At 61.2% G+C, this 23593-nt stretch carries 18 protein-coding genes; 5 read left to right on the forward strand and 13 right to left on the reverse strand.

Annotated features, from left to right (window positions below; translation table 11 throughout):
* Positions 1-224: 224 nt before the first annotated feature.
* The 6 genes from M0D68_RS35175 to M0D68_RS35200 form a co-directional block, all read right to left on the reverse strand.
* Positions 225-1049, reverse strand: a complete 825-nt coding sequence (locus M0D68_RS35175; RefSeq protein ID WP_093641061.1) for an OmpW family protein — start codon at positions 1047-1049, stop codon at positions 225-227.
* A gap of 172 nt (positions 1050-1221) precedes the next feature.
* The gene (locus tag M0D68_RS35180; protein WP_093641064.1) at positions 1222-2472 is read right to left on the reverse strand and encodes a DUF2957 domain-containing protein; all 1251 of its coding nucleotides are present in this window, start codon (positions 2470-2472) and stop codon (positions 1222-1224) included.
* Between the two features lie 100 nt (positions 2473-2572).
* The gene (locus M0D68_RS35185) at positions 2573-3997 is read right to left on the reverse strand and encodes a DUF2957 domain-containing protein (RefSeq protein WP_266226760.1); all 1425 of its coding nucleotides are present in this window, start codon (positions 3995-3997) and stop codon (positions 2573-2575) included.
* A gap of 489 nt (positions 3998-4486) precedes the next feature.
* Positions 4487-5434 carry an N-acetyl-gamma-glutamyl-phosphate reductase gene (gene argC / locus M0D68_RS35190; RefSeq protein WP_200620580.1) on the reverse strand — a complete coding sequence of 316 codons (948 nt, stop codon included), beginning with the start codon at positions 5432-5434 and terminating at the stop codon, positions 4487-4489.
* A 290-nt stretch (positions 5435-5724) separates the two neighbouring features.
* Positions 5725-6297 (reverse strand): flavodoxin family protein, encoded by a 573-nt coding sequence (locus M0D68_RS35195; RefSeq protein ID WP_093641076.1) that lies wholly within the window; start codon positions 6295-6297, stop codon positions 5725-5727.
* Positions 6298-6572: 275 nt separating this feature from the next.
* The gene (locus M0D68_RS35200) at positions 6573-7175 is read right to left on the reverse strand and encodes a YbhB/YbcL family Raf kinase inhibitor-like protein (protein ID WP_266226762.1); all 603 of its coding nucleotides are present in this window, start codon (positions 7173-7175) and stop codon (positions 6573-6575) included.
* A gap of 262 nt (positions 7176-7437) precedes the next feature.
* On the opposite strand from M0D68_RS35200, the gene M0D68_RS35205 reads away from it, so the two are divergent.
* Complete coding sequence (locus tag M0D68_RS35205) at positions 7438-8127, forward strand: response regulator (RefSeq protein WP_266226765.1); 690 nt, start codon at positions 7438-7440, stop codon at positions 8125-8127.
* 113 nt (positions 8128-8240) lie between these two features.
* Here the strand turns inward: M0D68_RS35205 and M0D68_RS35210 are convergent, their stop codons facing one another.
* Entirely contained in the window at positions 8241-8927 is a 687-nt protein-coding gene (locus M0D68_RS35210) for an orotate phosphoribosyltransferase (protein WP_054043249.1), read from the reverse strand.
* 402 nt (positions 8928-9329) lie between these two features.
* Here M0D68_RS35210 and M0D68_RS35215 point away from each other — a divergent pair, with 402 nt between their 5' ends.
* Positions 9330-10562 carry an MFS transporter gene (locus M0D68_RS35215; protein ID WP_266226767.1) on the forward strand — a complete coding sequence of 411 codons (1233 nt, stop codon included), beginning with the start codon at positions 9330-9332 and terminating at the stop codon, positions 10560-10562.
* Positions 10563-10897: 335 nt separating this feature from the next.
* The gene (locus tag M0D68_RS35220) at positions 10898-13168 is read left to right on the forward strand and encodes an NADP-dependent malic enzyme (protein WP_175053929.1); all 2271 of its coding nucleotides are present in this window, start codon (positions 10898-10900) and stop codon (positions 13166-13168) included.
* 700 nt (positions 13169-13868) lie between these two features.
* Here the strand turns inward: M0D68_RS35220 and M0D68_RS35225 are convergent.
* Positions 13869-17468 carry an indolepyruvate ferredoxin oxidoreductase family protein gene (locus tag M0D68_RS35225; protein ID WP_266226768.1) on the reverse strand — a complete coding sequence of 1200 codons (3600 nt, stop codon included), beginning with the start codon at positions 17466-17468 and terminating at the stop codon, positions 13869-13871.
* Positions 17469-17824: 356 nt separating this feature from the next.
* Between M0D68_RS35225 and M0D68_RS35230 the strand changes: the two genes are divergently transcribed.
* Positions 17825-18031: a hypothetical protein gene (locus tag M0D68_RS35230; RefSeq protein WP_093641101.1), complete on the forward strand. Its 207-nt coding sequence runs from the start codon at positions 17825-17827 to the stop codon at positions 18029-18031.
* 145 nt (positions 18032-18176) lie between these two features.
* Here the strand turns inward: M0D68_RS35230 and hppD are convergent, their stop codons facing one another.
* Positions 18177-19274 (reverse strand): 4-hydroxyphenylpyruvate dioxygenase, encoded by a 1098-nt coding sequence (gene hppD, locus M0D68_RS35235; protein ID WP_093641104.1) that lies wholly within the window; start codon positions 19272-19274, stop codon positions 18177-18179.
* Positions 19275-19432: 158 nt separating this feature from the next.
* Here hppD and M0D68_RS35240 point away from each other — a divergent pair, with 158 nt between their 5' ends.
* Positions 19433-19930 carry an Lrp/AsnC family transcriptional regulator gene (locus M0D68_RS35240; RefSeq protein ID WP_054043236.1) on the forward strand — a complete coding sequence of 166 codons (498 nt, stop codon included), beginning with the start codon at positions 19433-19435 and terminating at the stop codon, positions 19928-19930.
* A gap of 73 nt (positions 19931-20003) precedes the next feature.
* Here M0D68_RS35240 and M0D68_RS35245 read toward each other — a convergent pair whose 3' ends face one another.
* From M0D68_RS35245 to paaE, 4 genes are all read right to left on the reverse strand, one after another.
* Positions 20004-20672 carry a GNAT family N-acetyltransferase gene (locus M0D68_RS35245; protein WP_093641109.1) on the reverse strand — a complete coding sequence of 223 codons (669 nt, stop codon included), beginning with the start codon at positions 20670-20672 and terminating at the stop codon, positions 20004-20006.
* Between the two features lie 242 nt (positions 20673-20914).
* Positions 20915-21523 carry a TetR/AcrR family transcriptional regulator gene (locus M0D68_RS35250; protein WP_093641112.1) on the reverse strand — a complete coding sequence of 203 codons (609 nt, stop codon included), beginning with the start codon at positions 21521-21523 and terminating at the stop codon, positions 20915-20917.
* Between the two features lie 14 nt (positions 21524-21537).
* The gene (locus tag M0D68_RS35255) at positions 21538-22350 is read right to left on the reverse strand and encodes a DUF1835 domain-containing protein (protein WP_266226769.1); all 813 of its coding nucleotides are present in this window, start codon (positions 22348-22350) and stop codon (positions 21538-21540) included.
* Between the two features lie 154 nt (positions 22351-22504).
* Positions 22505-23593, reverse strand: a complete 1089-nt coding sequence (gene paaE, locus M0D68_RS35260) for a 1,2-phenylacetyl-CoA epoxidase subunit PaaE (protein ID WP_175053923.1) — start codon at positions 23591-23593, stop codon at positions 22505-22507.

The following is a 23593-nucleotide window of genomic DNA, read 5'->3' on the forward strand; positions in this document are numbered from 1 at the left end:
GTTGCGCTCGTACAACGCCGAGGGTCAACCCTAATTTGTATGTTGCGACGCACCAAACCATTTGCTATAGTTTGCCTTGTCTCCTCCATGTCTCCTCTGATATGGATTCAGCCCGCCGGATTAGGCGGGCTTTTTTTTGCCCAGAATTTCCCGCGTCCCCCAGAAAAGACAAAGCCGGCTGACCCCTCCGCGGGGCCGCCGGCTTTGTCGCATCCGCGTCGAACTCAGAACTTGTAGGAGACGGCCAGGAACGAAATGATCGGATCGGCTTTCAGCTCTGCCTTCGAGACACCCAATTCCGTGCCGTCCGCCGCCTTGATGATCACCGACGAGGTGGTCTTCAGCGGAATGTACGTGACTGATGCAACGAGGCCCCAGTGGTCGGTGATGTTGTACGAGAGCCCCGCGTTGAACACCGGCTGCCAGGACGAGGACGCCTTCGCCGACACCTGCGTCTGTCCGGGCTTGCCCGCGCCGGCTGCCAGCACCGAGCCGAGATTGTTCTGCGTCGCGGTCACGAAGTTCGGGCTCAACTGAACGTCGGAGAACCAGTTATACGACACGCCGATACCCACGAACGGCCTGAAATGGGCCGTCGGCGCATTGAAGTAATACTGGAACAGCAGCGCCGGGCTCCACTGGCGCACGCTCTTCACGATCGGATTGGCCTGCGGATCGCCCAGATCCTGCTGACCGAGTGCGCCTGCAGGCCCCGGCGGCTTGACGGTGCCGTGCCCGTAGAGCTTGAAAACCGGCGGTACGCCAGCCACTGTCGAGACGGCGATGTGATCGGTGAGGTAGTGGCTGAACACGAGGCCGACGGTGTTGGCACTACTGGTCGACAAGCCCGTGCCGGCAGACGTGAACGAACTCGGCAAACGCAGCGGCGTATTGATCGGCGTCGGCGCGACGTTGGTGGTCAGCGGCGTGCTCGAATCCTGCGGCATGACGTGGAACCAGCCGAGCACGGCGACGTTGTCGCCCGCGTGTTGCGCGTGCGCACTGGCCGACAGGCAGATGGCCAGTAGCGCGAAATAGATTTTTTTCATGTTGTTCCTCCTGAGGCGCGCGTTGCGTTCGGCGCGCGCGGCGAGCGACGGCGGCCTGGCGGCCCAACCGGTGCGCTGGATACTGGGTGGACGCCGGCTGCCGCGCTATTGCTGTGCGCAGCAGCCGGGACGCGAACGCCTCGCTGCGTGCCGGCGGCGCGTGCTGCGTCCATTACTGGACGAAGGCGCCGATCGTGAAGTACGGCGAGGCCGCGTTGGTCAGATCGAGGTAGCCGAACACGCCACCCGTGAAGATCATCTTTCCGGTCGGCGTGGTGCCTGTCGAGGCGCCCACTTGCGTCGTCGTGACAACACCCGGCACGGTCTGCGTGAAGGCCAGATTCAGCGCTGTCGCAAGCGATGCTTGCGATGCGTTGAACGGATCGAGCAGCGTGGCCTCGGTGCCTTCGAGCGCCGTGGTGCGATAGTCGAACTGACTATCCACACCGATGTACTCACCGTTTTGCGAGTTCACCGCGATCGAGGTTTGCGGCGCCAGAATCGAGATGCCCGATTCATCGTCCGCGTACGGACCGAGTTCGCCATTCACCGGCGTCGTCACCGAGGAGTTCGCTGCGCCGGTTCGCACCAGGATCGGCACCACCTGATTGCGCAGCTTGCCGACGATCATGTAGCCGCGCGCCTTCGGCGTGGTGGCGAGCGTCGGTTTGGCCTGGCCCACGAACTTGTCGGTTTCGAATGCGCCGCTGCCGTCGGATGACTGCACGAAGTTCGTACCCGGCTGCTGGCACGAGCCCGCGTTGACACCGGAGTTGTCGCACTCGGTCCACGTGCCGTCCGCATTGATCGTGATCTTCGTATCGACCGCGACCGGCGCGAAGTTCTGTGACGGAACCTGGTGATAGCCGAGCTGGTTGTAGGTGCCGACCACGTTCGCAAGGTTCGTTTCAATCGACGAGAAACCGATGAACGGGTAGTACGGGAACTTGGTGTCGGGTACTGCGCCTACGCCGAGAATCCCGCCGAACGAAATTTCCGCACCCGGAATCGTGCCGCCCGCCACGCCTTCGCCAACGAAAATACGCGCCGGACGATTCGGATCGAGACTGGCGCCGTTCAGGCGGAAGGCGCACTGGTTGAGCTTCTGCGTCGGCAGCAGAGTTTCCTGGGTCAGCGTGCCGCTGGCGGTCTGGCCGGCGCGCGTCGGTGCGACGGTGCCGGTGGTCGCCGGAATCGGCGATTCGATGTAGCTGATCTGCCAGGTCATCTTGGTCGTGTCCATCTGCAGCTTGACCAGTTCCCCGTCACCGCCGCCGCCCGTGAACACTGTGCCGTAATCGAGCGAAGCAGGGCACAGGCGAACTTCAGTCACCGGGCCGTCTCCATTACCGCCGCCACCACCACTGCACGCCCCCAGCAACGGTGCTGCAAGAGCGAGCACCGAAAGGATTCTCCATTTCATACCGCCTCCAGAATTTTCTCGTTGTGTGTGGCCGGCTCCCAGTCCAGCCACCTATTGCTCTATTTATGCCTCGAGTTGCGAACTACCGGTCCTTCGTTCGTTACTTGCTGATCTGCGCTCCGATGCCGAAGTAGGGGGCGCTGGAAGCAGTGCTGCTGAGTTGCGAGGTCGGCGCTACGCCGCCGTTCACCGTGCCCTGAATCTCGATCGCGTACAGTCCGCCGGAGGCGATCGCGAAGCCGGTTCCGCTCGGGTGCTGGACACCGACCAGTCCGGGGCTCGACAGACCGTAGCTCAGAGCGAAGTGGTCCTCCGGCGCGGAAGTCGACGGGTTGATGAAGGAGCCCACACCGCCCTGGATCAACGTTGCAGTGGATTTGAAGTTCGAATCCGCGCCGACGTAGCCACCGTTGAAGCCACCCGATGCGAGCGGCGTGGCTGCGGCGAGCATGGCGATACCGGATTCGTCGTCGACCTTGGCGTCGAGATGCAGCGGCGGCGTGCCGAGATTCACGAGACCCGTGCGGACAACCAACGGTACCGTTGCGCCGTTGATCTGACCGAGGATCATGTGCGCCGGAGCCACGGAACCGCTAGTCCCGGTAGGCAGCGTCAGTTGAGTCCCGATCTGCGGCGTGTTCTGACTGTCGAAGTAGCCGCTGCTGTTGAGCGTCCAGGCGGTGCCGGTCGTCAGGCAGCCACTTGCGCTCGGATGAAACGCCGCGTTGACCGCATTGGAGCCGGTGCAATTGCCGCTTGCGTCGAAAGTCTCAACCGTATTGGTGGCCGTTGCCGCGTAAGAGCCCGACGGCACGAGATGGTAGAGCAGGCCGTTGTAGGTGCCGGGCAACTTCGTGATGTCCGTTGTCGTGGCGGCAAACCCGAGGAACGGATAGAAATCGAAATGCCGAGCGGGAACGGCGCCGATGTTCTCGAGGCCGGGCAACGGGGCAATAGTCAGGCCGTCGTACTCGACGTCCGCGCCCGGGATTCCGCCGCCGGCCACGCCCAGGCCGACGAGGATCATCGGCGGATTCGGGTTGTTGGTGAAATCGGGTGTTGTGTAGGGCTGACCGTCGCCAACGCCAGTGCCTGTGCCCGCGCCGAGGATGAACGCGCAGCGCGTCTGTTCGGCGGTCGGCAGTGCGCCGGTCGGCGGGTGGATCACGGCGCCCTTGATCTGCGTACCCGCGCGTGTCGGTGTGACCTGACCCGTGCGCAACGGAATCGGCGACTCGAGCCACTTCAGCGTGTACGTCATCGCCGTCGCATCGATATTCACCTGCACCACTTCGCCGCTACCCGCGCCACCCAGGAACGTGGTCTTCACGATGTCAGCAGTGGCCGGACATAACGCGGTCGTACCAGCGTTCGAAGTCGGCGGACCTTGCACGCCGCAGCTCGAGCCCGAGCATTGCGGTGCGTTGATCGTGCCGGGGTTGTCCGCCTTGCCACCGCCGCAGGCGACAAGAAATGGGGCCGTGGCAATGGCCATCGCCAGGCCTCGAGTAATGGCGTGCGACATACTGCTGTCTCCCTTCCTGTAATTGTGCGGACTAATTTCGCTGCGCGATTAATGCCTGTCAATTGAATGAGCCGTCTAAAAAGACCGATTCAAACAGCGAAATGTTTGCCGGGTGCACGCCATGTGGGGCCTGGCAGCCCTTTTAAACAAAAAAGGATTTTTGGGTTCAGCAGCGACATCGTTGCTTCGCGGCACACCCTTGCCAGGCAAGCGTTGCAGCAAAATGGCTCTATGATCTTCGAACGACCGTTCGCCAAAAAATCCGGAGTTTCCCTATGCGGCAAACTATGCTGTGCGGGTCAATTCAGGGAATGAATTACCGGAGATTGGTGAGCATTCCGATTTTTCTTTTTAAAGTAATGCGGGCTACTACTGATTAACTTTTAAAGAGGGATTCTGAGTGCAGGTTTTTAAAACGAAAAAGCCGGTCTGTTAAGACCGGCTTTTTTGTGGATTGACGGCGAATTGCCGTCTGTATCTCGAACCTGTTTAACGTTTCAAGCCGGCTTCTTCGTCGGCGCCGATCGCGAGGTTCATGCACTGGATTGCTGCGCCCGATGCGCCCTTGCCCAGGTTATCGAGGCGTGCGACCGTCACAAAGCGCTCTTCATTGCCGAACACGAACAGGTCGACACGGTTGGTGTCGTTGTTCGCCTGTACGTCGAAGAAGCCGCTGTCGAGGTTTGCTTCCGCGTCGAACGGCGCGACGTTCACGAATGCCTCGCCCGCGTAGTACTCGGCGAACAGCGCCTGTACGTCTTGCGGCGTGGCCTTCTTGGCCAATTGGCTCGGCGAGAAGAACGTGGTGACCGCGAGACCCTTGTAGAAGTCGCCGACGATCGGCGTGAACACCGGCGCCGACTTCAGGCCCGTATGCGCCGCCATTTCCGGCAGATGCTTGTGCGTAAGGCCGAGCGCGTAAGGGCGCGGGCTCTTCAGCTTGTCGTTACCGCCGGCTTCGTAGTCGGCGATCATCTTCTTGCCGCCGCCGCTGTAACCGGTGATCGAGTAAGCGTGCGCAGCGAATTCCGGCGCCACGACGCCTGCTTCGACGAGCGGACGCATGGCCAGCACGAATGCCGATGCATGGCAGCCCGGCACGGCGATGCGTTTCGCGGTGCGCAGACGCTCGCGTTGCGCGTGGGCCAGTTCGGGCAGGCCGTAGGCCCAGTCCGCCGATGTGCGGAAGGCCGTGCTCGCATCGATCAGCACGGTGTGGTCGTTGTCGAGGAGGGACGCCGACTCGCGTGAGGCGACATCCGGCAGGCACAGGAACGTGACGTCCGATGCGTTGATGAGACGACGGCGCTCTTCGAGATCCTTGCGCTTCGCTTCTTCGATACGCAGGATCTCTACGTCGGCGCGTTGCGACAGGTATTCGAAAATCTTCAGGCCGGTCGTGCCTTCCTGTCCGTCGACAAAAACTTTCGTGCTCATCTCAATCTCACTGGCTTGCTGGAAACGGGGCGCGACACCGCGCCGGAACGCTATTTTAAGACCTGATAGCGGTGGGTGCGCGAAAGGGGGGCGAAAAAACGACGATGCGCGCCGAAAATGACATCGGCGTGACCGGTTACGCGACAGATGCAAGCCGATGCTGGTGGATTCGGGGCAGATTGACGGCGCTTGTCAGGCTGCGCGCAGCACGCGTTCTGACGAGCGCCGCGGCCAACTCGAGGGCGTGCGACCTAACCGCGGCTTCCCGGCGCAAGCCTTCAAACGCTGCCTTATCGAACTCCAGCGTTCCACCGCGCCGTCACGTCGGCAACGCGCTTACCGAACATCCGCGCAGTTTCCAGATCGCCGGGAGGCGGCGCTTCTTCCGGCGACGCATCCGCAGGGGATTGCGCCAGCAGGCCGGTAAAGCCGCCCACATAGTTCAGGTCGTTGCGGGTCGCCGCCTTGGTGTTCGATGGCATCATGCCGGTGCCCACCCAGATCATGCTGTGCTGCATTGCCAGCGTGACGAAGTACTGGATCGTCGAAAACTTGTCGCCGTTCATGGTCGCCGAGTTGGTGAAGCCGGCAGCGATCTTGTCCTTCCACGTCTGGCCGAACCAGGGTTTCGAGCTCGCGTCGGCGAATTTCTTGAAGTCAGCGGACGGGCCGCCCATGTAGGTCGGTGCGCCGAAGATGATGGCGTCGGCGGCCGCCAGTTCTGTCCAGCCCGCGTCGTCGATCTCGCCGACCGGCATGAGTTTCGCGTCCGCGCCGGCTTCGAGCGTGCCGGCCAGCACGGCTTCGGCGACTTTCTTCGTGTGGCCGTAGCCGCTGTGATAAACGATGACGATTTTCGACATAACACTCTCCGGCAAGGTGAAAAAGCAGAGGTAGGTACCGCAACTGTGCGCGCATGCAGCGACGCGACATCGACAAGCATCGCCCGCGTCGCCCTGTTGCACATTAGCGTGCCCGGATGACAGAAATTCCGCAGCGGCGGCAATGCGATACAAGCCGAGCGCTCATTGGCGTGTCGACCCAAGGCGCGACTTGCCCGAGCTTGGCACTCGGCGCCGTGTGAGCCGCGTTTCGGCGCGCAGGCGATGCAGTTCGAGTCAGATGTAGACGCCTGCAGCTACCGTCCGTAGTTCACCACCATTCGCGCGCTGCCGAGCGTGGCGGTGCCGATTTCGTGATCGAACATGAGCGCCGGGCGCCCTTGAGCGAGGCGCAGGTCCGCGGTGCTCAGCGCATAAACGGTGACAACATAGCGATGAGGTTTTCCGGGTGGCGGGCAGGGGCCGCCGTAGCCGTCGATATCGAAATCGTTGCGTGCTTCGACCGCGCCGAGTTTCTTCAGGAAGCCCGACGAGCTGGCGTTTTCCGGCAAGCTGTCGACGGTAGCCGGAATCGCCGCCACGGCCCAGTGCCACCAGCCGCGGCCAGGCGCGTCCGGGTCGAATACCGTGACCGCAAAGCTGCGCGTTCCAGCCGGCGCATCGTGCCACGTCAATTGCGGCGAGCGATTGCCGCCTTTGCAGTCGTCCTGATCGAAAACCTGAGCCGCATCCACGGTACCGCCCGCGCGGAAGTTGGAGCTGGTCAGCGTGAACACACCCTCGGCAGATGCGTCAGGACAATGCGCCGCGAATAGCGCGAGACCCAGCATCGCGCAGGTGAGGAACGGCATACGACGGAATGGCGAAGCAAGCGAAACAACCAGGCAACGCGAGCGCATGTGCCGGTTCTCCTGTCAGGGCGCGAGGGTTGTCCTCGCGAGGATTATTGTCCCTATTTTGTGCCCCAGGGTCGAATCAAGTCTAACATTCGCTTTGCGACGGATCATTGTTGCTGGCGACGGGCTTGGCGGACGCGAAATCGGCTATAGTCCGAGGAAATATTCGCGCGAATATAGGCGCGTGCCCGATCGGTTCAAGTACCAAGAATAGAAAGGCATGTCAGAAGTTTTGGAGAGTGGTTTATCTGTCGAGGGGAGGGCAATGCAAGATCCAGTCAGGGTCGTGGTCGCCGACGACCATCCGGTGATTCTGTTCGGCGCCGAACAAGCTTTGCTCAAGTTTCCAGGCCTGCAGGTCGTCGCGCGCGCGCGACAGTCAACCGAACTGGTGAAGGTGCTGCAAACCGTTGAGTGCGATGTGCTTGTCACGGATCTGGCCATGCCAGGCGGCCAGTACGGTGACGGTTTGCCGTTGATCGGTTATCTGCGCCGCAATTTTCCCGACCTTCCCATCGTTGTGCTGACGATGCTGGAAAACGCCGCGTTGCTCAAACGCTTGAGCGAGCTCGGCGTGACGTCGGTCGTCAACAAATCGGACGATCTGAGCCACATTGGGCTCGCGGTGCAGCACGTCAGCCGCAACCTGGAATACATGAGTCCGTCGGTCAAGGCGTCGCTCGATACGCTGCGCATGAATGCCGGCGGTAAGAACGAAGATGTGATGCTGTCGCGGCGCGAACTCGAGGTGGTGCGCCTGTTCGTGTCCGGCATGACGATCAAGGAGATTGCGGAGCAACTCAATCGCAGCATCAAGACGATCAGCACGCAGAAGAACACGGCGATGCGCAAGCTCGGCATCGATCGCGATTCGGAGTTGTTCCAGTACGCGCAGAGCAACGGCTTGCTGAATCTCTCGTCGCATTCGGTCGGCGATACCGGGAGCACATCCTAGTCGCGCTCAACTCTTCGCCCGGTTTGGGGGAGATCGATGCGAGATCAATGAAAAAGGCCGCCTGTCTTATCGACAGGCGGCCTTTTCATTCCATCCGGGTCAAGCAGTTGCGCTTACTGCGGCGTTGCGTTGGCGCCGCCGTGTGCCGCGGACCACTCAGCCGGTGCGTGCAGGAATTTTTCTACTTCGTCGAGCGTCTTGCTGTCGAAGTAGTTGTTGGCCTTGGCGACCCGCAACACATCCCACCACGTGGCGAGCGCGTGCAGATCGACGTCGATGTCTTTCAGCACCGACACGCTTTCCTTGAAGATGTTGTAGTGGAACAGCACGAAGCAATGGTTCACCGTTGCGCCGGCAGTGCGCAGCGCGTTGATGAAGTTGATCTTGCTGCGGCTGTCCGTGGTCAGGTCTTCGACCAGCAGGACGCGTTGACCTTCGGTGAGCAGACCTTCGATCTGTGCGTTGCGGCCGAAACCCTTTGGCTTCTTGCGCACGTATTGCATCGGCACCATCAGGCGGTCGGACAGCCATGCCGCGAACGGGATGCCGGCGGTTTCGCCACCGGCCACCGCGTCGATCTGCTCATAGCCGACGTCGCGCAGGATGGTGGCTTCGGCCATTTCCATCAGGCCACGGCGCACGCGCGGATACGAGATCAGCTTGCGGCAGTCGATATAAACCGGGCTCGCCCAGCCGGACGTGAAAATGTACGGTTTCTCCGCGTTGAAGTGCACTGCTTGCACTTCCAGCAGCATCTTGGCGGTCGTGTCGGAGATCGTCTGGCGATCGAAGCCTGTCATGGGCGGATCCTTGGGTGTGAGCGAGGAGAAGCGGGCGCGAGGCCCGGTGGCGCAGCAAGCTGGGTATACCGCGCCATGATGGGCGGCGCCTTGATAGGCAAATACGCAACTGGTCAGTGGAGTGCAGGCCAGTTTTTGCTGCGCGCGTAGCCCGACATTTTACCCGAAATGGGCCCTCCCGAGGAGGCCGTCGTGCGTGCCGGCAGCGAATGACGGTCATAACGGCCGCGCTGAACAGAGCGTGCGCGGTTCGTCGAGAGCCGTATTGCTGCTGCTTTCGGGGCTGTTTTTCGGTCTGCTTTTTGGCTTGCTTGTGAGCGGCCTGGCGCGCCTTTACACTCACGCGAATTTGCTGGGCGGTCTTGCCGGCTTGCCGCCTCCACGTCCTACGGAATGCTTTCAATGACTGTCGCTTCTTCTGCCACCGAGACCCGTGAACCTGCCCGGAGCGGCTATGCCGGCCGCGCGCTGATCGCGTCGGTGCTCGGTTACGCGATGGACGGCTTCGATCTGCTGATCCTCGGTTTCATGCTGCCGGTAATTGCCGCGGATCTGCATCTGAGTTCCGCGCAAGCCGGTTCGCTCGTCACCTGGACGCTGATCGGCGCGGTAGCCGGTGGCCTGATCTTCGGCGTCTTGAGCGACTATTTCGGCCGCGTGCGAATGTTGACGTGGACGATTCTGATCTTCGCCGTCTTCACCGGACTGTGCGCGCTGGCTCAGGGTTATACCGACCTGCTGGCGTATCGGACCATTGCAGGCATTGGCCTCGGCGGCGAGTTCGGTATCGGTATGACGCTGGTGGCCGAAGCGTGGCCGGCGTCGCAGCGGGCGCGCGTCTCCTCCTATGTCGGGCTGGGATGGCAACTCGGGGTGCTGGCGGCGGCGTTGCTGACGCCTTTGCTGCTTCCTGTAATCGGCTGGCGCGGCATGTTTGCGCTTGGATTGCTGCCTGCCGTGGTGTCGTTCGTCGTGCGGCGTCGCGTTGAGGAGCCGGCGCTGTTCACCGAGCGCGTCGCACGTGGAATGCGCAAGCTGCCGCTGAAATTGCTGGTGGCCGACGGACGCACTACGCGCGCCAGCGTCGGCGTCGCGATTCTCTGTTCAGTACAGAACTTCGGCTATTACGGTCTGATGATCTGGCTTCCGAGCTATCTGTCGAAGACGTTCGGTTATTCGCTGACCAAGTCCGGCGTGTGGACCGCCGTGACGGTGCTCGGCATGGCGTGCGGCATCTGGCTGTTCGGCATGGCGGCCGACCGTTTCGGCCGCAAGCCGACGTTCCTGTTCTACCAGGTGGGCGCGGTGGTGATGGTATTCGTCTACGCCCATCTGACTACACCGATGGCGCTGCTGATCGGCGGCGCGGCGATGGGCGTGTTCGTCAACGGGATGATCGGCGGCTATGGTGCACTGATCTCCGAGCTTTATCCGACCGATGCGCGCGCCACTGCGCAGAACGTGCTGTTCAACGTCGGCCGGGCGGTCGGCGGTTTTGGGCCGGTGGTCGTAGGCGCACTGGCCGCACGCTATTCGTTCGGCGCCGCGCTCGCTTTGCTCGCGTCGATCTATCTGCTCGACATCTTCGCGACCCTCTTTCTGATCCCCGAACGACGCGGCGCCGAGCTCGAATGACAGGTGCGTGACTCACGCCTGACCCATGCTTGACCTCGGCATGCGGTACGTGTGGGCAGCCGCTCAATGCCCGCCAGATGCGGCGCTGCAGCATTGCCGGCCGGTGTTTCGCCGATGGCGAGCCATGTTAACCACTCAGTGCATCGACGCATTCGGGGTGTACACTAACCGACCCGCGTAGCACTCCGCACCGTCTTGCCCTCCGCCGAGGTTCGACGCCGCGCCCAACCGGCGCATGCGAAAACCGCCGCAGTCGATTATCCATTCGATAGACGTACGCGACGCCAACGGTGCAGTGTGCCGGGCCCAATTACTTACGTCTCGCAGGCTAAAAAATGGACGAACAACTTAAGCAAAGCGCTCTCGCCTACCACCAGTTTCCGAAGCCCGGCAAGATTTCGGTCACGCCCACCAAGCCACTGTCGAACCAGCTCGACCTGTCGCTCGCGTACTCGCCGGGCGTCGCCGCGGCTTGCATGGCGATCTACGAAGACCCGCTCGATGCGCAGAAGTACACCTCGCGCGGCAACCTCGTCGGCGTGATCACGAACGGTACGGCCGTGCTCGGTCTAGGCAATATCGGCCCGCTCGCTGCGAAGCCGGTCATGGAAGGCAAGGGTTGCCTGTTCAAGAAGTTCGCCGGCATCGACGTGTTCGACATCGAACTCTCCGAGTCCGATCCGGACAAGCTGGTCGAAGCGATCGCGATGCTCGAGCCCACGCTGGGCGGTATCAATCTCGAAGACATCAAGGCGCCTGAGTGCTTCTACATCGAAAAGAAGCTGCGTGAGCGCATGAAGATTCCGGTCTTCCACGACGATCAGCACGGCACCGCGATCATCGCCTCGGCGGCAATCCTGAACGGCCTGAAAGTGGTCGGCAAGAAGCTCGACGAAGTGAAGCTGGTGTGTTCGGGCGCAGGCGCAGCGGCTATCGCGTGTCTGGATCTGCTGGTGAATCTCGGCCTGTCGAAAAAGAACGTGCTGGTCACGGACTCGAAGGGCGTGATCTACGAAGGCCGCGGCAATCTGGATCCGTCGAAGGAACGTTACGCGGCGAACACCGAAGCGCGCACGCTGGCTGACGCGATTCGCGGCGCCGACGTGTTCCTCGGTTGCTCGAGCGCTGGTGTGCTGAAGCCGGAAATGGTCGTCGAAATGGGCACCCAGCCGCTGATTCTGGCGCTCGCGAATCCGGAACCGGAAATCCGCCCGGAAGAAGCGAAGAAGGTGCGTCCGGACTGCATCATCGCGACGGGCCGTTCGGACTACCCGAACCAGGTCAACAACGTGCTGTGCTTCCCGTTCATCTTCCGCGGCGCGCTGGATGTCGGCGCAACCACGATCACGGAAGAAATGAAGCTCGCGTGCGTGCGCGCGATTGCGGAGCTGGCGGAAGAAACCGACCAGGGCGATGAAGTTGCCAAGGCATACGAAGGCCACTCGCTCGAATTCGGCCCGGAATACCTGATTCCGAAGCCGTTCGATCCGCGCCTGATCATCAAGATCGCGCCGGCTGTCGCGCAAGCCGCGATGGATTCGGGCGTCGCAACCCGTCCGATCAAGGACATGGACGCTTATCGCGAAGAACTCGGCACCACCGTGTACCGCACCGGCATGGTGATGCGTCCGGTGTTCGCTGCTGCGAAGTCGGAGCCGGCGCGTATCGTGTTCGCCGAAGGTGAAGACGAGCGTGTGCTGCGCGCCGCGCAATTCGTGCTGCTGGAAAAGATTGCCAAGCCGATTCTGGTGGGCCGTCCGTCGGTGATCGAGATGCGTCTGAAGAAGATGGGTTCGAAGCTGAAGTGCGGCGAAGACTTCGAGGTTGTCGATCCGGAAGACGATCCGCGCTATCAGCAATGCTGGCAGGCGTATCACGAACTCGGCGCCCGCGAAGGCGTGACGCCGGACGTCGCGAAGGCCGCGATGCGCAAGTTCAACACGCTGATCGGCGCGATCCTCGTGCGCCTGGGCCAGGCCGATGGCATGATTTGCGGGATGATCGGCCAGTACCACGCGCATCTGAAGTTCATCGAACAGGTGCTGGGTAAGGCAGACAACGTGCAGAACTTCGCTGCCATGAACCTGCTGATGTTGCCGGGCCGCAATCTGTTCATCTGCGATACGTACGTGAACGAAACGCCGACCGCCGAACAGCTCGCCGACATGACGATGCTGGCTTCGCGCGAAATCGAAAAGTTTGGCATCACGCCGAAGGTTGCGTTGCTGTCGAATTCGAATTTCGGCAGCGCGCCGTCTTCGTCGTCGCAACGTATGGCGGCAGCTCGCAAGCTGATCGCTGAACGTGCGCCTTCGCTCGAGATCGACGGTGAGATGCACGGCGACGCGGCGTTGTCGGAAGCAGTCCGCAAGGCTGCGTTCCCGGGCACGACGCTGACCGGCGAAGCGAATCTGCTGATCATGCCGAACGTGGAAGCGGCAAACATCACATACAACCTGCTGAAGATGATCGGCGGCGAAGGCGTGACGGTGGGTCCGTTCCTGCTGGGCGCCGAGAAGCCGGTGCATATCCTGACGCCGGCTGCGACCGTGCGCCGGATCATCAACATGACGGCGGTGGCTTCGGCAAACGCACGCAAGGGGTGAACACGCAGTAATGCGGATAGGTTGATGGTTGAAGCTGCGCCGCGTGGATTGCGGCATTTGCGGTAAGCCTGTGAGAACGCCACGGAAGTTGATTCCGTGGCGTTTTTTTATGCGCGTTCTTATGCTGATGGCCGTTGGTCTGAGAAGTTCTTAGGCATCTAAGTGGATTTTAAGAATGGTCCGATTCGATTCGCTGTGACACTTTTGTAAAGTTACTTCTGAGGCGCGGCACTACGCGATGGCAACGGAACAGTCGGCTGGTCAATCCTTTGCATCGAGTCTAGCGCTGCGTTTCCTCTCTTGTGTTGAGAAGTTTGTAGTGGCAGTAAGAGTAGTTCTGATGGTGAAGACAGTAGTACCAATGGGTTGCAGTACGGGTAGTAAGTGTGTGTTGTAGTTGGTAGCAGTAGCAGTAGCAGTAGCAGTAGCAGTAGCAGTTGGTAGTTGGTAGTTGGTAGTTGGTAGTTGGTAGTTGGTAGTTGAAGTAGCAGTGGGTAGTTGCAGCAAGATTTCGTAGTTGTAGTAGCTGTCTGGTAGTTGTTTGTTTTTGGTTGGTTGTTGTTGTGTTGTTGGAAGGAGCAGTACCGCTTGTTCTTGTACACACGCGTCACGTGTCGAAACAGGCAAAAAAAGGCGACTGTCCGCGAGGACAGCCGCCTTTTCCATTTCAGGCCTATGTCAGCCGGTCAAGCCGGCAAGATCACGCCGCGTGCTGCGACTTCCCAGCTTCCGGCGAACGCCAGCGCGTCAGCAAGTCGTTCCACTTGACCCGCACACCCTTCAGATTGTTTTCCTTCACGTGCCCGTAGCCGCGGATGCCGTCCGGTAGATTCGCCAGTTCGACGGCTAGTTCACGCTTCTGCACGGTCAGGCCGCTGATCAGCTCGCGTACCAGTGCTTCATACTCGACGATCAGAGCACGCTCCGTGCGACGCTCTTCCGTCTTGCCGAACACGTCGAGCGCCGTCCCGCGCAGGAACTTGAGTTTTGCGAGCACGTGCATGGCGCTGAACACCCAAGGGCCATACTTCTTTTTCACCAGATGACCTTGTGCGTCTTTCTTCGAGAACGTCGGCGGCGCGAGGTGAATGTGCAGCTTCCAGTCGCCTTCGAAATTCGCCTTCAGTTTTTCGATGAACGCGGGGTCACTGTAGAGCCGTGCGACTTCGTACTCGTCCTTGTAGGCCATCAGCTTGTGCAGATTCTTCGCGACTGCTTCGGTCAACGGTAACTGGCCGTCGATCGAATCGAGTGCTGATTCCGCCACGCGCACTTGCGACACCAATGCACGATAACGGTCCGCATAAGCAGCGTCCTGGTACGCGGCAAGATAGTCAGCGCGCTTGTCGATCAGCGTGTCGAGCGCCTTCGGTGTGTGCAGCGAAATGATCTTGCTGCTCGTCGTTTCCGCTGCGGCACCGCGTCCTTGCGAGTGCGCGAGTGTGCGCACCGAAGCCAGATCGTGCGCGGCACGACGGCCCCATTCGAATGCCGCACGATTCTTCTCGATCTGCACGTTGTTCAGCTCGATTGCGCGCATCAGCGATTGATACGTCAGCGGCACCCAGCCGCGCTGCCATGCGTAGCCGAGCACGAACGGATTCGTGTAGATCGCATCGCCGAGTAGCGCGACGGCGAAGTGATTCGCATCGACCATATCGACACCGTCGTCGCCCGCACCGGCACGCACGTCCGCTTCGGTGCTGCTGCCGGGGAAGCGCCAGTTCGGGTTCTTGATGAGCTCAGCCGTCGGCGTGTGCGCGCTATTGAGCACGACACGGGTGCGGCCCACCTGCATCCGCGAAACGCATTCGTCACTGGCGGTCACGATCGCGTCGCAGCCGATCACGAGACTGGCTTCGCCCATTGCGATGCGGGTCGCGTGAATATCGCCCGGGTTCTGGGCAATCTGCACGTGGCTCATCACGGCGCCGCCCTTTTGCGCGAGGCCGGTGACGTCGAGTACCGTGACGCCCTTGTTTTCCAGATGCGCGGCCATGCCGAGCAAGGCACCGATCGTTACGACACCCGTGCCGCCGACGCCCGTTACCAGTACCCCATAAGGGCGCTCGATCGACGGTAGTTCGGGTTCCGGCACCGGCGGCATCGCGTCGCCGACAATGCCAGAAGCCGCCTTCGGCTTGCGCAACTGACCCCCTTCGACGGATACGAAGCTCGGACAGAACCCGTTCACGCACGAGAAGTCTTTGTTGCAAGTCGACTGATTGATCTGGCGCTTGGTGCCGTACTCGGTATCGAGCGGCTCGACCGACAAGCAATTCGACTTCACCGAGCAATCGCCGCAGCCTTCACACACCGCTTCGTTGATCACGACACGGCGCGCCGGATCCGGATACGTGCCGCGTTTCCTGCGGCGGCGTTTCTCCGTCGCGCAGGTCTGGTCGTAGATCAGGATCGTCGTGCCGGAAATCTTGCGAAGCTGACGCTGAACTTCATCGAGTTTGTCGCGATGGTGAATGTCGATGCCGGGTGCGAGACCGACGTTCGCGTTGTACTTCTCCGGTTCATCGGTGACGATCACGATCTTCGTCGCGCCTTCGGCGGCGAGTTGATGCGTAATCTGCGGCACGGTCAGCACGCCGTCGACCGGTTGGCCGCCCGTCATCGCGACCGCGTCGTTATAGAGAATCTTGTAGGTGATGTTCGCCTTCGAGGCGATCGCAGCGCGAATCGCGAGCAGACCCGAGTGGAAGTAGGTGCCGTCCCCGAGGTTGGCGAACACGTGCTTATCGTTGGTGAAAGGCGCCTGGCCGATCCACGCGACGCCTTCGCCGCCCATCTGGCTGAAGGTGCTGGTGCTGCGGTCCATCCACACGGTCATGTAGTGGCAGCCGATACCGGCCATCGCACGCGAACCTTCCGGCACGTTCGTCGATGTGTTGTGCGGGCAGCCGGAACAGAACCACGGCTTGCGCTCGGCTTCGACGCGCGGACGCGCCAGCGCTTTTTCCTTTGCTTCGATGACCGCGATGCGTGCCGCAATGCGCGCACGCACGTCGGACGGCAGATCGAACTTGTCGAGCCGCGTGGCGATCGCCTTGGCGATGATCGCCGGCGAGAGTTCGTAGTGCGCCGGCAGCAGCCAGTTGCCCATCGGCACGGACCATTCGCCACCTGCGCCGTCCTTTTCGTCGAACTTGCCGAACACGCGCGGACGCTGTGCATCGGGCCAGTTGTACAGTTCTTCCTTGATTGCGTATTCGAGAATCTGGCGCTTTTCTTCCACCACCAGAATTTCATCGAGACCGCGTGCGAAGGCTTGCGCACCTTGCGCCTCGAGCGGCCATACACAGCCGACCTTATACAGACGGATACCGATGCGCGAGCAGGTTTCGTCGTCGAGACCGAGATCGGTCAGCGCCTGACGCACGTCGAGGTATGCCTTGCCGCCGGTCATGATGCCGAAGCGGGCATGCGGCGAATCGATTTCGACGCGGTCCAGTTTGTTCGCGCGCACATAGGCGAGCGCCGCGTACCACTTGTAATCGAGCAGACGGGCTTCCTGCACCAGCGGTGGATCCGGCCAGCGGATGTTCAGGCCGCCTTCGGGCATGGCGAAGTCGTCCGGCAGAATGATTTTCGTGCGGTGCGGATCGATGTCGACCGACGCCGATGATTCGACCACATCGGTCACACACTTCATCGCGACCCACAGTCCGGAATAGCGGCTCATCGCCCAGCCGTGCAAGCCGAAATCCAGATATTCCTGCACGTTCGATGGGAACAGCACCGGCAGGCCGCATGCCTTGAAGATGTGTTCCGACTGGTGTGCGAGTGTCGAGGACTTGGCGGCGTGGTCGTCGCCGGCGAGCACGAGAACGCCGCCGTGTTGCGCCGAGCCGGCCGAATTGCCGTGCTTGAAGACGTCACCGGAACGGTCGACGCCCGGGCCTTTGCCGTACCACATCGAGAACACGCCATCGTACTTGGCGCTCGGGTACAGATTGACCTGCTGTGAACCCCACACGGAGGTCGCCGCGAGGTCTTCGTTGACGCCGGGCTGGAACACGACCTGGTGCGCGGCGAGATGCTGCTTCGCTTTCCACAAGGATTGGTCGAGTCCGCCGAGTGGCGATCCGCGGTAACCGGAGATGAATCCGGCGGTATTGAGCCCGGCCGCCCGGTCGCGTTCCTGCTGCAGCATCGGCAGACGAACCAGCGCCTGGATGCCGCTCATGTACGCGCGGCCGCGTTCGAGGGTGTATTTGTCGTCGAGCGTGACGGAAGATAGCGCGGCTTCGAGCGAGGCTCGCTGACCTGCGTCTAGCGGGGCATTCATTATGTGTACTCCTCCAACCAGTTTGGGATCACCAAAACTTTTTTGGCCGCGGCATCTTGTGAACGCTTGGGGCCGGGGTCGCCATATTGACGTGTTTTAAGTGATGGTAGCACTGGTGAAAACCCGCCGCAGCGCGCCAGAAATACGACATCACGACATCGCAGCGCGGGACTTGCGCTGAACGCGTCGGGTGACTTACCGCAGTGCAATCCCCCTGTAACAAGCTGTAAAAACTACAAATGTGGGGAACCGCAGTTGAAATGTCTGTCTAACACCCCACCTGCGAGCAATGTCTGCGCAACGCTCCGCATTCGGTGGAGCTTCAGGACAGCAGGGCAGTTAGAAAAGGAGTACGCATGAACACTAGAAACATCCAGACCTTCCTGATGGTTTCGGCCGCATTCTTCGCCATGAGCGCGCCGGTGCGCTCGAGTACAGGCTCGAACAGCGCAGGGACGCTGTCGAACGCGATCACCAGCACGGCGCAGGTCGCGCCGGCACGCATTGCGGTGGAGCGCATTGCACGATCCACAAAGGCCGACGAGGAAGACCAGAATTCGTGATGCATCGCTGAAGCGGCGTATCGGTTGAAAATTGGCCGTCGTCTGGGCTTCGGACCGCGGCATAAACGACGAAGGGCGAGGATCGCAAGATCTTCGCCCTTTTTTATGTCTCCCAGATTCCGCGTGGCTAGTTAGCCGTTAGTCGTCAGGCCTTGTCCTGAACCACGCCACGACGGATCTGATCCAGCTCGATCGATTCGAACAGCGCCTTGAAGTTGCCCTCGCCGAATCCCTGATTGCCCTTGCGTTGAATGATCTCGAAGAAGATCGGCCCGATCTGGTTTTCGGTGAAGATCTGCAGCAGCAAATCGTCGGGTGCGCCGTCGATCAGGATCTTGCGCTTACGCAATTCGTCGAGCGGCTCGCCGTGGTTCGGCACGCGGCGATCAACGAGTTCATAGTACGTGTCGATCGTATCGAGCAGCGAGATGTTCGCCGCGCGCAAACCGTCCACCGTGCGGTAGATGTCGTTGCTGCCCAGCGCGATGTGCTGGATGCCTTCGCCGTGGTACTGGTCCAGATACTCCTGGATCTGACCGGCTACGTCTGACCCTTCCTCATTGATCGGAATGCGGATTTTGCCGCACGGCGAGGTCATTGCCTTCGATTTCACGCCGGTCACTTTGCCTTCGATGTCGAAGTAACGCACTTCCCGGAAATTAAACAGACGCTCATAGAACTCCGCCCATTCCTGCATGCGGCCGCGATGGACGTTGTGCGTCAGGTGGTCGATGTAGGTCAGACCGTGGCCGACAGGGTTTGGATTCGCGCCCGGAATCGGTTCGAAGTCGACGTCGTAAATATCGATGTTGCCGATCGTGCTCGGCTCAGCACCGTTCTTGCCGCGCCAGCGGTCGACAAAATAGATCAGCGAGTCGCCGATGCCCTTGATTGCCGGGATGTTCAGTTCCATCGGGCCGGTCTTGTTGTCGAAGCCCCAGGCGCCTTTTTCCAGAGCCTGCTGGTAAGCCTTCGCCGCGTCCTGCACACGGAACGCGATGGCGCAGATCGACGGGCCATGCAGGCGCGTGAAACGTTGCGCGAACGAATCCTGTTCCCCGTTGACGATGAAGTTGATTTCGCCCTGGCGATACAGCGTCACGTCTTTGTGACGATGCCGGGCGACGGCGGTGAAGCCCATCTGTTCGAACAGCTTGCCGAGCGCCTTCGGATCCGGTGCGGTGTATTCGATGAATTCGAAGCCGTCCGTGCCGACCGGGTTTTCCCAAGTTGAAACCTGCATTGTCTGTCTCCATTGAGCGCCGGCGCGGGGTGTGCGAGTTAGCGCGACTGAATGACGCAAGTGTAAAGGCCGGCTGGCGACGAAAACTTGCGAACTTAATCGCGTGCCGATACGCTTGGGCTATTTTCTAGCTTAATTTCGAAGAAGGACGGCAGAAAGTGGCCAAAATAGAGATAGACGCCATCGACAGGCGCATTCTGGCGATCCTTCAGGAGAATGGCCGGCTGTCGAATCAGGAGATCGCGGAGCGGATCAACCTGTCGCCGAGCCCGTGTCTACGGCGTATCCGTCGGCTGGAAGAGAGTGGGGTGATTCGCGGCTATGTCGCATTGCTCGATGCGCAAAAGCTTGGACTCGATCTGCTCGCCTACGTCAACGTGCGGCTGGAAAAGCGCAGCGGTCCGGGACTCAGTCCGCGCGGCGACACTACGCATGCCGATCTGTTTCGCGCGGCAGTGCAGACGTGGCCGGAAGTGGTCGCATGTCACGCGATGACGGGCGACATGGATTATCTGCTGCGCGTGCAGGTGGAGGATATGGCGCACTTTTCACGCTTCGTGCAGGACCAGTTGCTGCACCATCCCTCTGTCATCGACGTGAAGACGAGCTTTTCGCTCGAGAAGTTCAAGGAGACGACAGCGCTGCCGATTTTGTGAGCGCCGGGCCGGGACGAACAAAAAGGGCGGCCAGAAGGCCGCCCTTTTTGTTCTTCGCCCAAGCGCAAACCGGTTAAGCGGCCTCTGCTGCCGGCATAAACGACTCGAACAACTTCGACGCCTGACGTGCCTGGCGCTTGAGTGCGTAGTCGAACACGGCGGCTTGCTCCTGCAGCATTTCGGCGATGATGCTCGTCTGATCCGCCGGCGACAGCGTCAGATAGGCATCTGCCTCGCCGTACGCGTATTCGATCTTCATGCCGGCTTTCTTCGCGATGTGCATCATGGTCGAATTGCGCGACAGGCAATGCATGTAAAGCGTGGTGACGTGCGTATTGCGGCTGCGGATGGCGGCGCGCTCGAAGAGCTTCGAGCCAATACCTTGCCCGCGGACGCTTTCCAGCACCGACACGCCGAATTCAGCGGTGCGCTTGTCGCCTTCGGCCGGCAGATACGCCAGATGGCCGACGCCGGTGAGCTGCAACTGACTGTCGAACACGCCGAAGACCGTGTCGCGCGTGAAATCGATCGCGCGGACGTAGTTTTCAATGACGTGGTTCGGTACGACCTGGCCGAAGCGCAGAAGGCGGTCGTCTTCGCCGAGCGCGAGGAAGTGGGTCAGCAGTCGTTCGCGATCGATGGCGGTGAGCTCACGGACCAGAGCAGGCGCACGACCGCCTGGCTGCAATGGACGATCGTGTGCAACGATCGGCTCAGCGGCGCGGGGTGTAATCATGTTCATGGTCGGGTTCTCCTTTTAATCGAGCGGCATGGTGCACCGCAAAAACGATTTTAGCGGATATGCCGATTCCGCACTAGGGAAAACCCGTATCAAAAACTGAGGGCAGTGTCTAGAAAGTTAGCGCCCTATTTTTAATGCATTGATTATTAAAGAAAAATAAATTGAACGAGCGTTCGTGACAAGTTGTCGCGCCTAGACAACTCGTGGCAATTATTTCCTCTGAGCAATGCTGCCGTGCGCAATCAGCCTTGGGCAGAACTTAGTCCGTGATCCACCATATCGACCACCTGCTCGGCGAATTCCCGGTAGCCCATCCGGCCGTCCGGCTTGAGCCAGGTGAACGTCCAGTTGATCATGCCGAACACCATCATCGTTAGCGCGGTCTGGTTTTCGCGAGTGGCGCGTTCCGGATAGGCGCGCGCCAGTTGCCGCGCAAATGCCGCGACAACATCGCGCTGGCGGTTCAGGATGACTTCGCGCTGGGTATCGACCAGATACTTCACGTCGTTCAGGAGCGCGACATGCCGGCTGTGCGACGTCTCGTACTCGGAGAGAAACGCCCGGATCAGCTCGGCGAACGTGTCCCGCTCGGACAGCCCGCGGCGTTGGCTCGCGCCTTCCACCTCCGCGATGATCAGCATCAGCCGCTTCGTGTAGCGGTCCAGCAGATCGAACAGGATCGCTTCCTTGCTCGCGTAATAGTGGTACAGGCGCGCTTTCGAGGTACCGCTCGCGGCCGCGAGATCGGCCATCGAGGTGCTCGGGTAGCTGGTCTGGGCGAATTTCTCCGCTGCGAGTTCGAGAATCTGGTCGCGTTGGGTTTCGTGGTCGGGGGCTCGGGTGCGGGCCATGGTCGTCTATTTTATTAGTGTGGACAGGGGGCAAGCGCCGCAGACAGCTCCAGCGTGCGCCATGCGCTTGCGTCGCCACGCAGCTTGATGCGACGGGTTACGGCCAGTTCGCGGAAGCGCCACAGCACGATGCTGTCGCTCACCAGATAAAAGAGTTCAGCGGTCATCAGTTCCGCGGCAACGCGCGCGGCGGGCTGCCAGTCGCCCGTGGCGTGCTCGAGAATCAGCGCGTCCAGGTCGGCGAAGTTGCCGCTCGTGAACGTGTTGTCGCGCCAGCGGCGCGTTTCGCCGTTCGCGTGCTTGGCTTCCTGCCATTCGAGTGCGAGCCGGCTGATGCGCAGAACCGAAATCGGCGCTGCGTCGTCCAGACGCCCTTGCAGGACAGTCGGCGCGAACATGCCGACGGACGTCGCGCGATCTTTGCGGCTGTGCGCCCAGGCGCCCGGATCGGTTAGGTCGCGAATCGACAGGCGCACTTCGTTCAGCCGTTGCGGGCTGTTGCGCAGGTGATAGCAGACGCGGCGCAGCATCAATTGATCGGCCGCGCTTTCGCCGTGCCAGACCACCAGATTCGCGTCGCCCCGCGCGATGTTCTCCAGCGCTGCTGCCTGCTCGCGGAATTCGCGAAGGAAATCACGCCTCGTGTCCGCGCTGACACGGTCCCAGAACTCGGCTCGCACGTCGGGCCCGTCGTCGATGCCGCGCAATGGACCGACCGCCAGATCGTCGCGCAGTGCGTGCACGCGATCGTCGCGGCTTGCCTCGGCTAGCGCGGCGCGCAGTGATTCGGCGGCGACATCGCCGTTGGTGAGGTGGATGGTGCTCATCGGCAGTGGCTTGGGCTGGCAAAAAACGCAAATGACGAAAGGGGCCGCTCATCGATCGGGACAGATGTCCGATCGCGAGCGGCCCCTAGTGTAAGCGCATCGCGGACCTGCTGAAAGCGTTGCGGGTGTCGCGTGGCCACCCGGCGCGCTAGACTCAACGTTCGTCGTAACTCACCACCACCCGATCGCTGATCGGATGGCATTGGCAGGTCAGCACGAAACCGTCGCGGATTTCGTGCTCTTCCAGGGTGTAGTTCTTTTCCATCTTCACTTCGCCTTCGAGCACCTTCGCGCGGCAGGTGCAGCAGACGCCGCCCTTGCACGCGTACGGCAACGCGAGGCCGGCACGCAAGCCGACGTCGAGCACGCTCACGCCCTGATACGGCAGGCGCAGCTTGCGCCTTTTCCCGTCGAGGACGATTTCGAGGTCGGCGGCCGGGGTGTCGTCGGTGATTTCGACCGGCGGCACGCCCGCTTGCGGCAGCGGCGAACCGAAGCGCTCCACATGCACTTTCTCCGAAGGCACACCCGCGGCTTTCAGCGCGGCCTCGGCCGCATCCATCATCGGGCCGGGCCCGCAGATGAAGGCTTCGTCGATGGCATCGGCCGGCAGCAGGTTGTCGATGAAGGCGGCGCACTTCTCCTGGTCGAGTACGCCGTTGAACAGCTCAACGTCCTGCAAGTCGTCCGACAGCACGTGATAGAGCACGAAGCGGTTCATGAAGCGGTTCTTCAGATCCTCGAGCTCTTCCGCGAACATGATCTGATCGACGCTGCGGTTGCCGTACACCAGCGTGAAGGTGCTGCGCGGCTCGATTTCCAGCGTGGTCTTGATGATCGCGAGCACCGGCGTGATGCCCGAGCCGCCGGAGAATGCGATGTACTGCTGGCCCTGGTCGGCATTGAGATGCGTGAAGAAGCGGCCGTCCGGCGTCATCACGTCGATGGTGTGGCCGGGTTGCAGCGTGTCGAATGCGAAGTTCGAGAAACGCCCGCCGCGCACGCGCTTGATGCCAATGCGCAGTTCGCCGTCGCGGTCGTAATCGGTGACGCCGACGCAGATCGAGTACGAACGGCGCGTTTCCTCACCGTCGATGTGCGTTTTCAGCGTGACGAACTGGCCTTGCGTGAAGCGATAGTGGTCGCGCAGTTCGACAGGGACTTCGAAGGCGACCGAGACCGCGTCGGCGGTTTCGGGCCGCACTTCGCGGATACGCAGCGGATGAAATTGCGGGGTAGCCAT

It is taken from the genome of Paraburkholderia sp. SEWSISQ10-3 4 (assembly GCF_030464785.1).
Taxonomy (GTDB): Bacteria; Pseudomonadota; Gammaproteobacteria; order Burkholderiales; family Burkholderiaceae; genus Paraburkholderia; species Paraburkholderia aspalathi.

Bases quoted from the DNA above. Each gene is read 5' to 3' on its own strand.
- M0D68_RS35175 (WP_093641061.1), bottom strand. From the start codon at position 1,049: ATGAAAAAAATCTATTTCGCGCTACTGGCCATCTGCCTGTCGGCCAGT.
- M0D68_RS35180 (WP_093641064.1), bottom strand. From the start codon at position 2,472: ATGAAATGGAGAATCCTTTCGGTGCTCGCTCTTGCAGCACCGTTGCTG.
- M0D68_RS35185 (WP_266226760.1), bottom strand. From the start codon at position 3,997: ATGTCGCACGCCATTACTCGAGGCCTGGCGATGGCCATTGCCACGGCC.
- argC (WP_200620580.1), bottom strand. From the start codon at position 5,434: ATGAGCACGAAAGTTTTTGTCGACGGACAGGAAGGCACGACCGGCCTG.
- M0D68_RS35195 (WP_093641076.1), bottom strand. From the start codon at position 6,297: ATGTCGAAAATCGTCATCGTTTATCACAGCGGCTACGGCCACACGAAG.
- M0D68_RS35200 (WP_266226762.1), bottom strand. From the start codon at position 7,175: ATGCGCTCGCGTTGCCTGGTTGTTTCGCTTGCTTCGCCATTCCGTCGT.
- M0D68_RS35205 (WP_266226765.1), top strand. From the start codon at position 7,438: ATGCAAGATCCAGTCAGGGTCGTGGTCGCCGACGACCATCCGGTGATT.
- M0D68_RS35210 (WP_054043249.1), bottom strand. From the start codon at position 8,927: ATGACAGGCTTCGATCGCCAGACGATCTCCGACACGACCGCCAAGATG.
- M0D68_RS35215 (WP_266226767.1), top strand. From the start codon at position 9,330: ATGACTGTCGCTTCTTCTGCCACCGAGACCCGTGAACCTGCCCGGAGC.
- M0D68_RS35220 (WP_175053929.1), top strand. From the start codon at position 10,898: ATGGACGAACAACTTAAGCAAAGCGCTCTCGCCTACCACCAGTTTCCG.
- M0D68_RS35225 (WP_266226768.1), bottom strand. From the start codon at position 17,468: ATGAATGCCCCGCTAGACGCAGGTCAGCGAGCCTCGCTCGAAGCCGCG.
- M0D68_RS35230 (WP_093641101.1), top strand. From the start codon at position 17,825: ATGAACACTAGAAACATCCAGACCTTCCTGATGGTTTCGGCCGCATTC.
- hppD (WP_093641104.1), bottom strand. From the start codon at position 19,274: ATGCAGGTTTCAACTTGGGAAAACCCGGTCGGCACGGACGGCTTCGAA.
- M0D68_RS35245 (WP_093641109.1), bottom strand. From the start codon at position 20,672: ATGAACATGATTACACCCCGCGCCGCTGAGCCGATCGTTGCACACGAT.
- M0D68_RS35250 (WP_093641112.1), bottom strand. From the start codon at position 21,523: ATGGCCCGCACCCGAGCCCCCGACCACGAAACCCAACGCGACCAGATT.
- M0D68_RS35255 (WP_266226769.1), bottom strand. From the start codon at position 22,350: ATGAGCACCATCCACCTCACCAACGGCGATGTCGCCGCCGAATCACTG.
- paaE (WP_175053923.1), bottom strand. From the start codon at position 23,593: ATGGCTACCCCGCAATTTCATCCGCTGCGTATCCGCGAAGTGCGGCCC.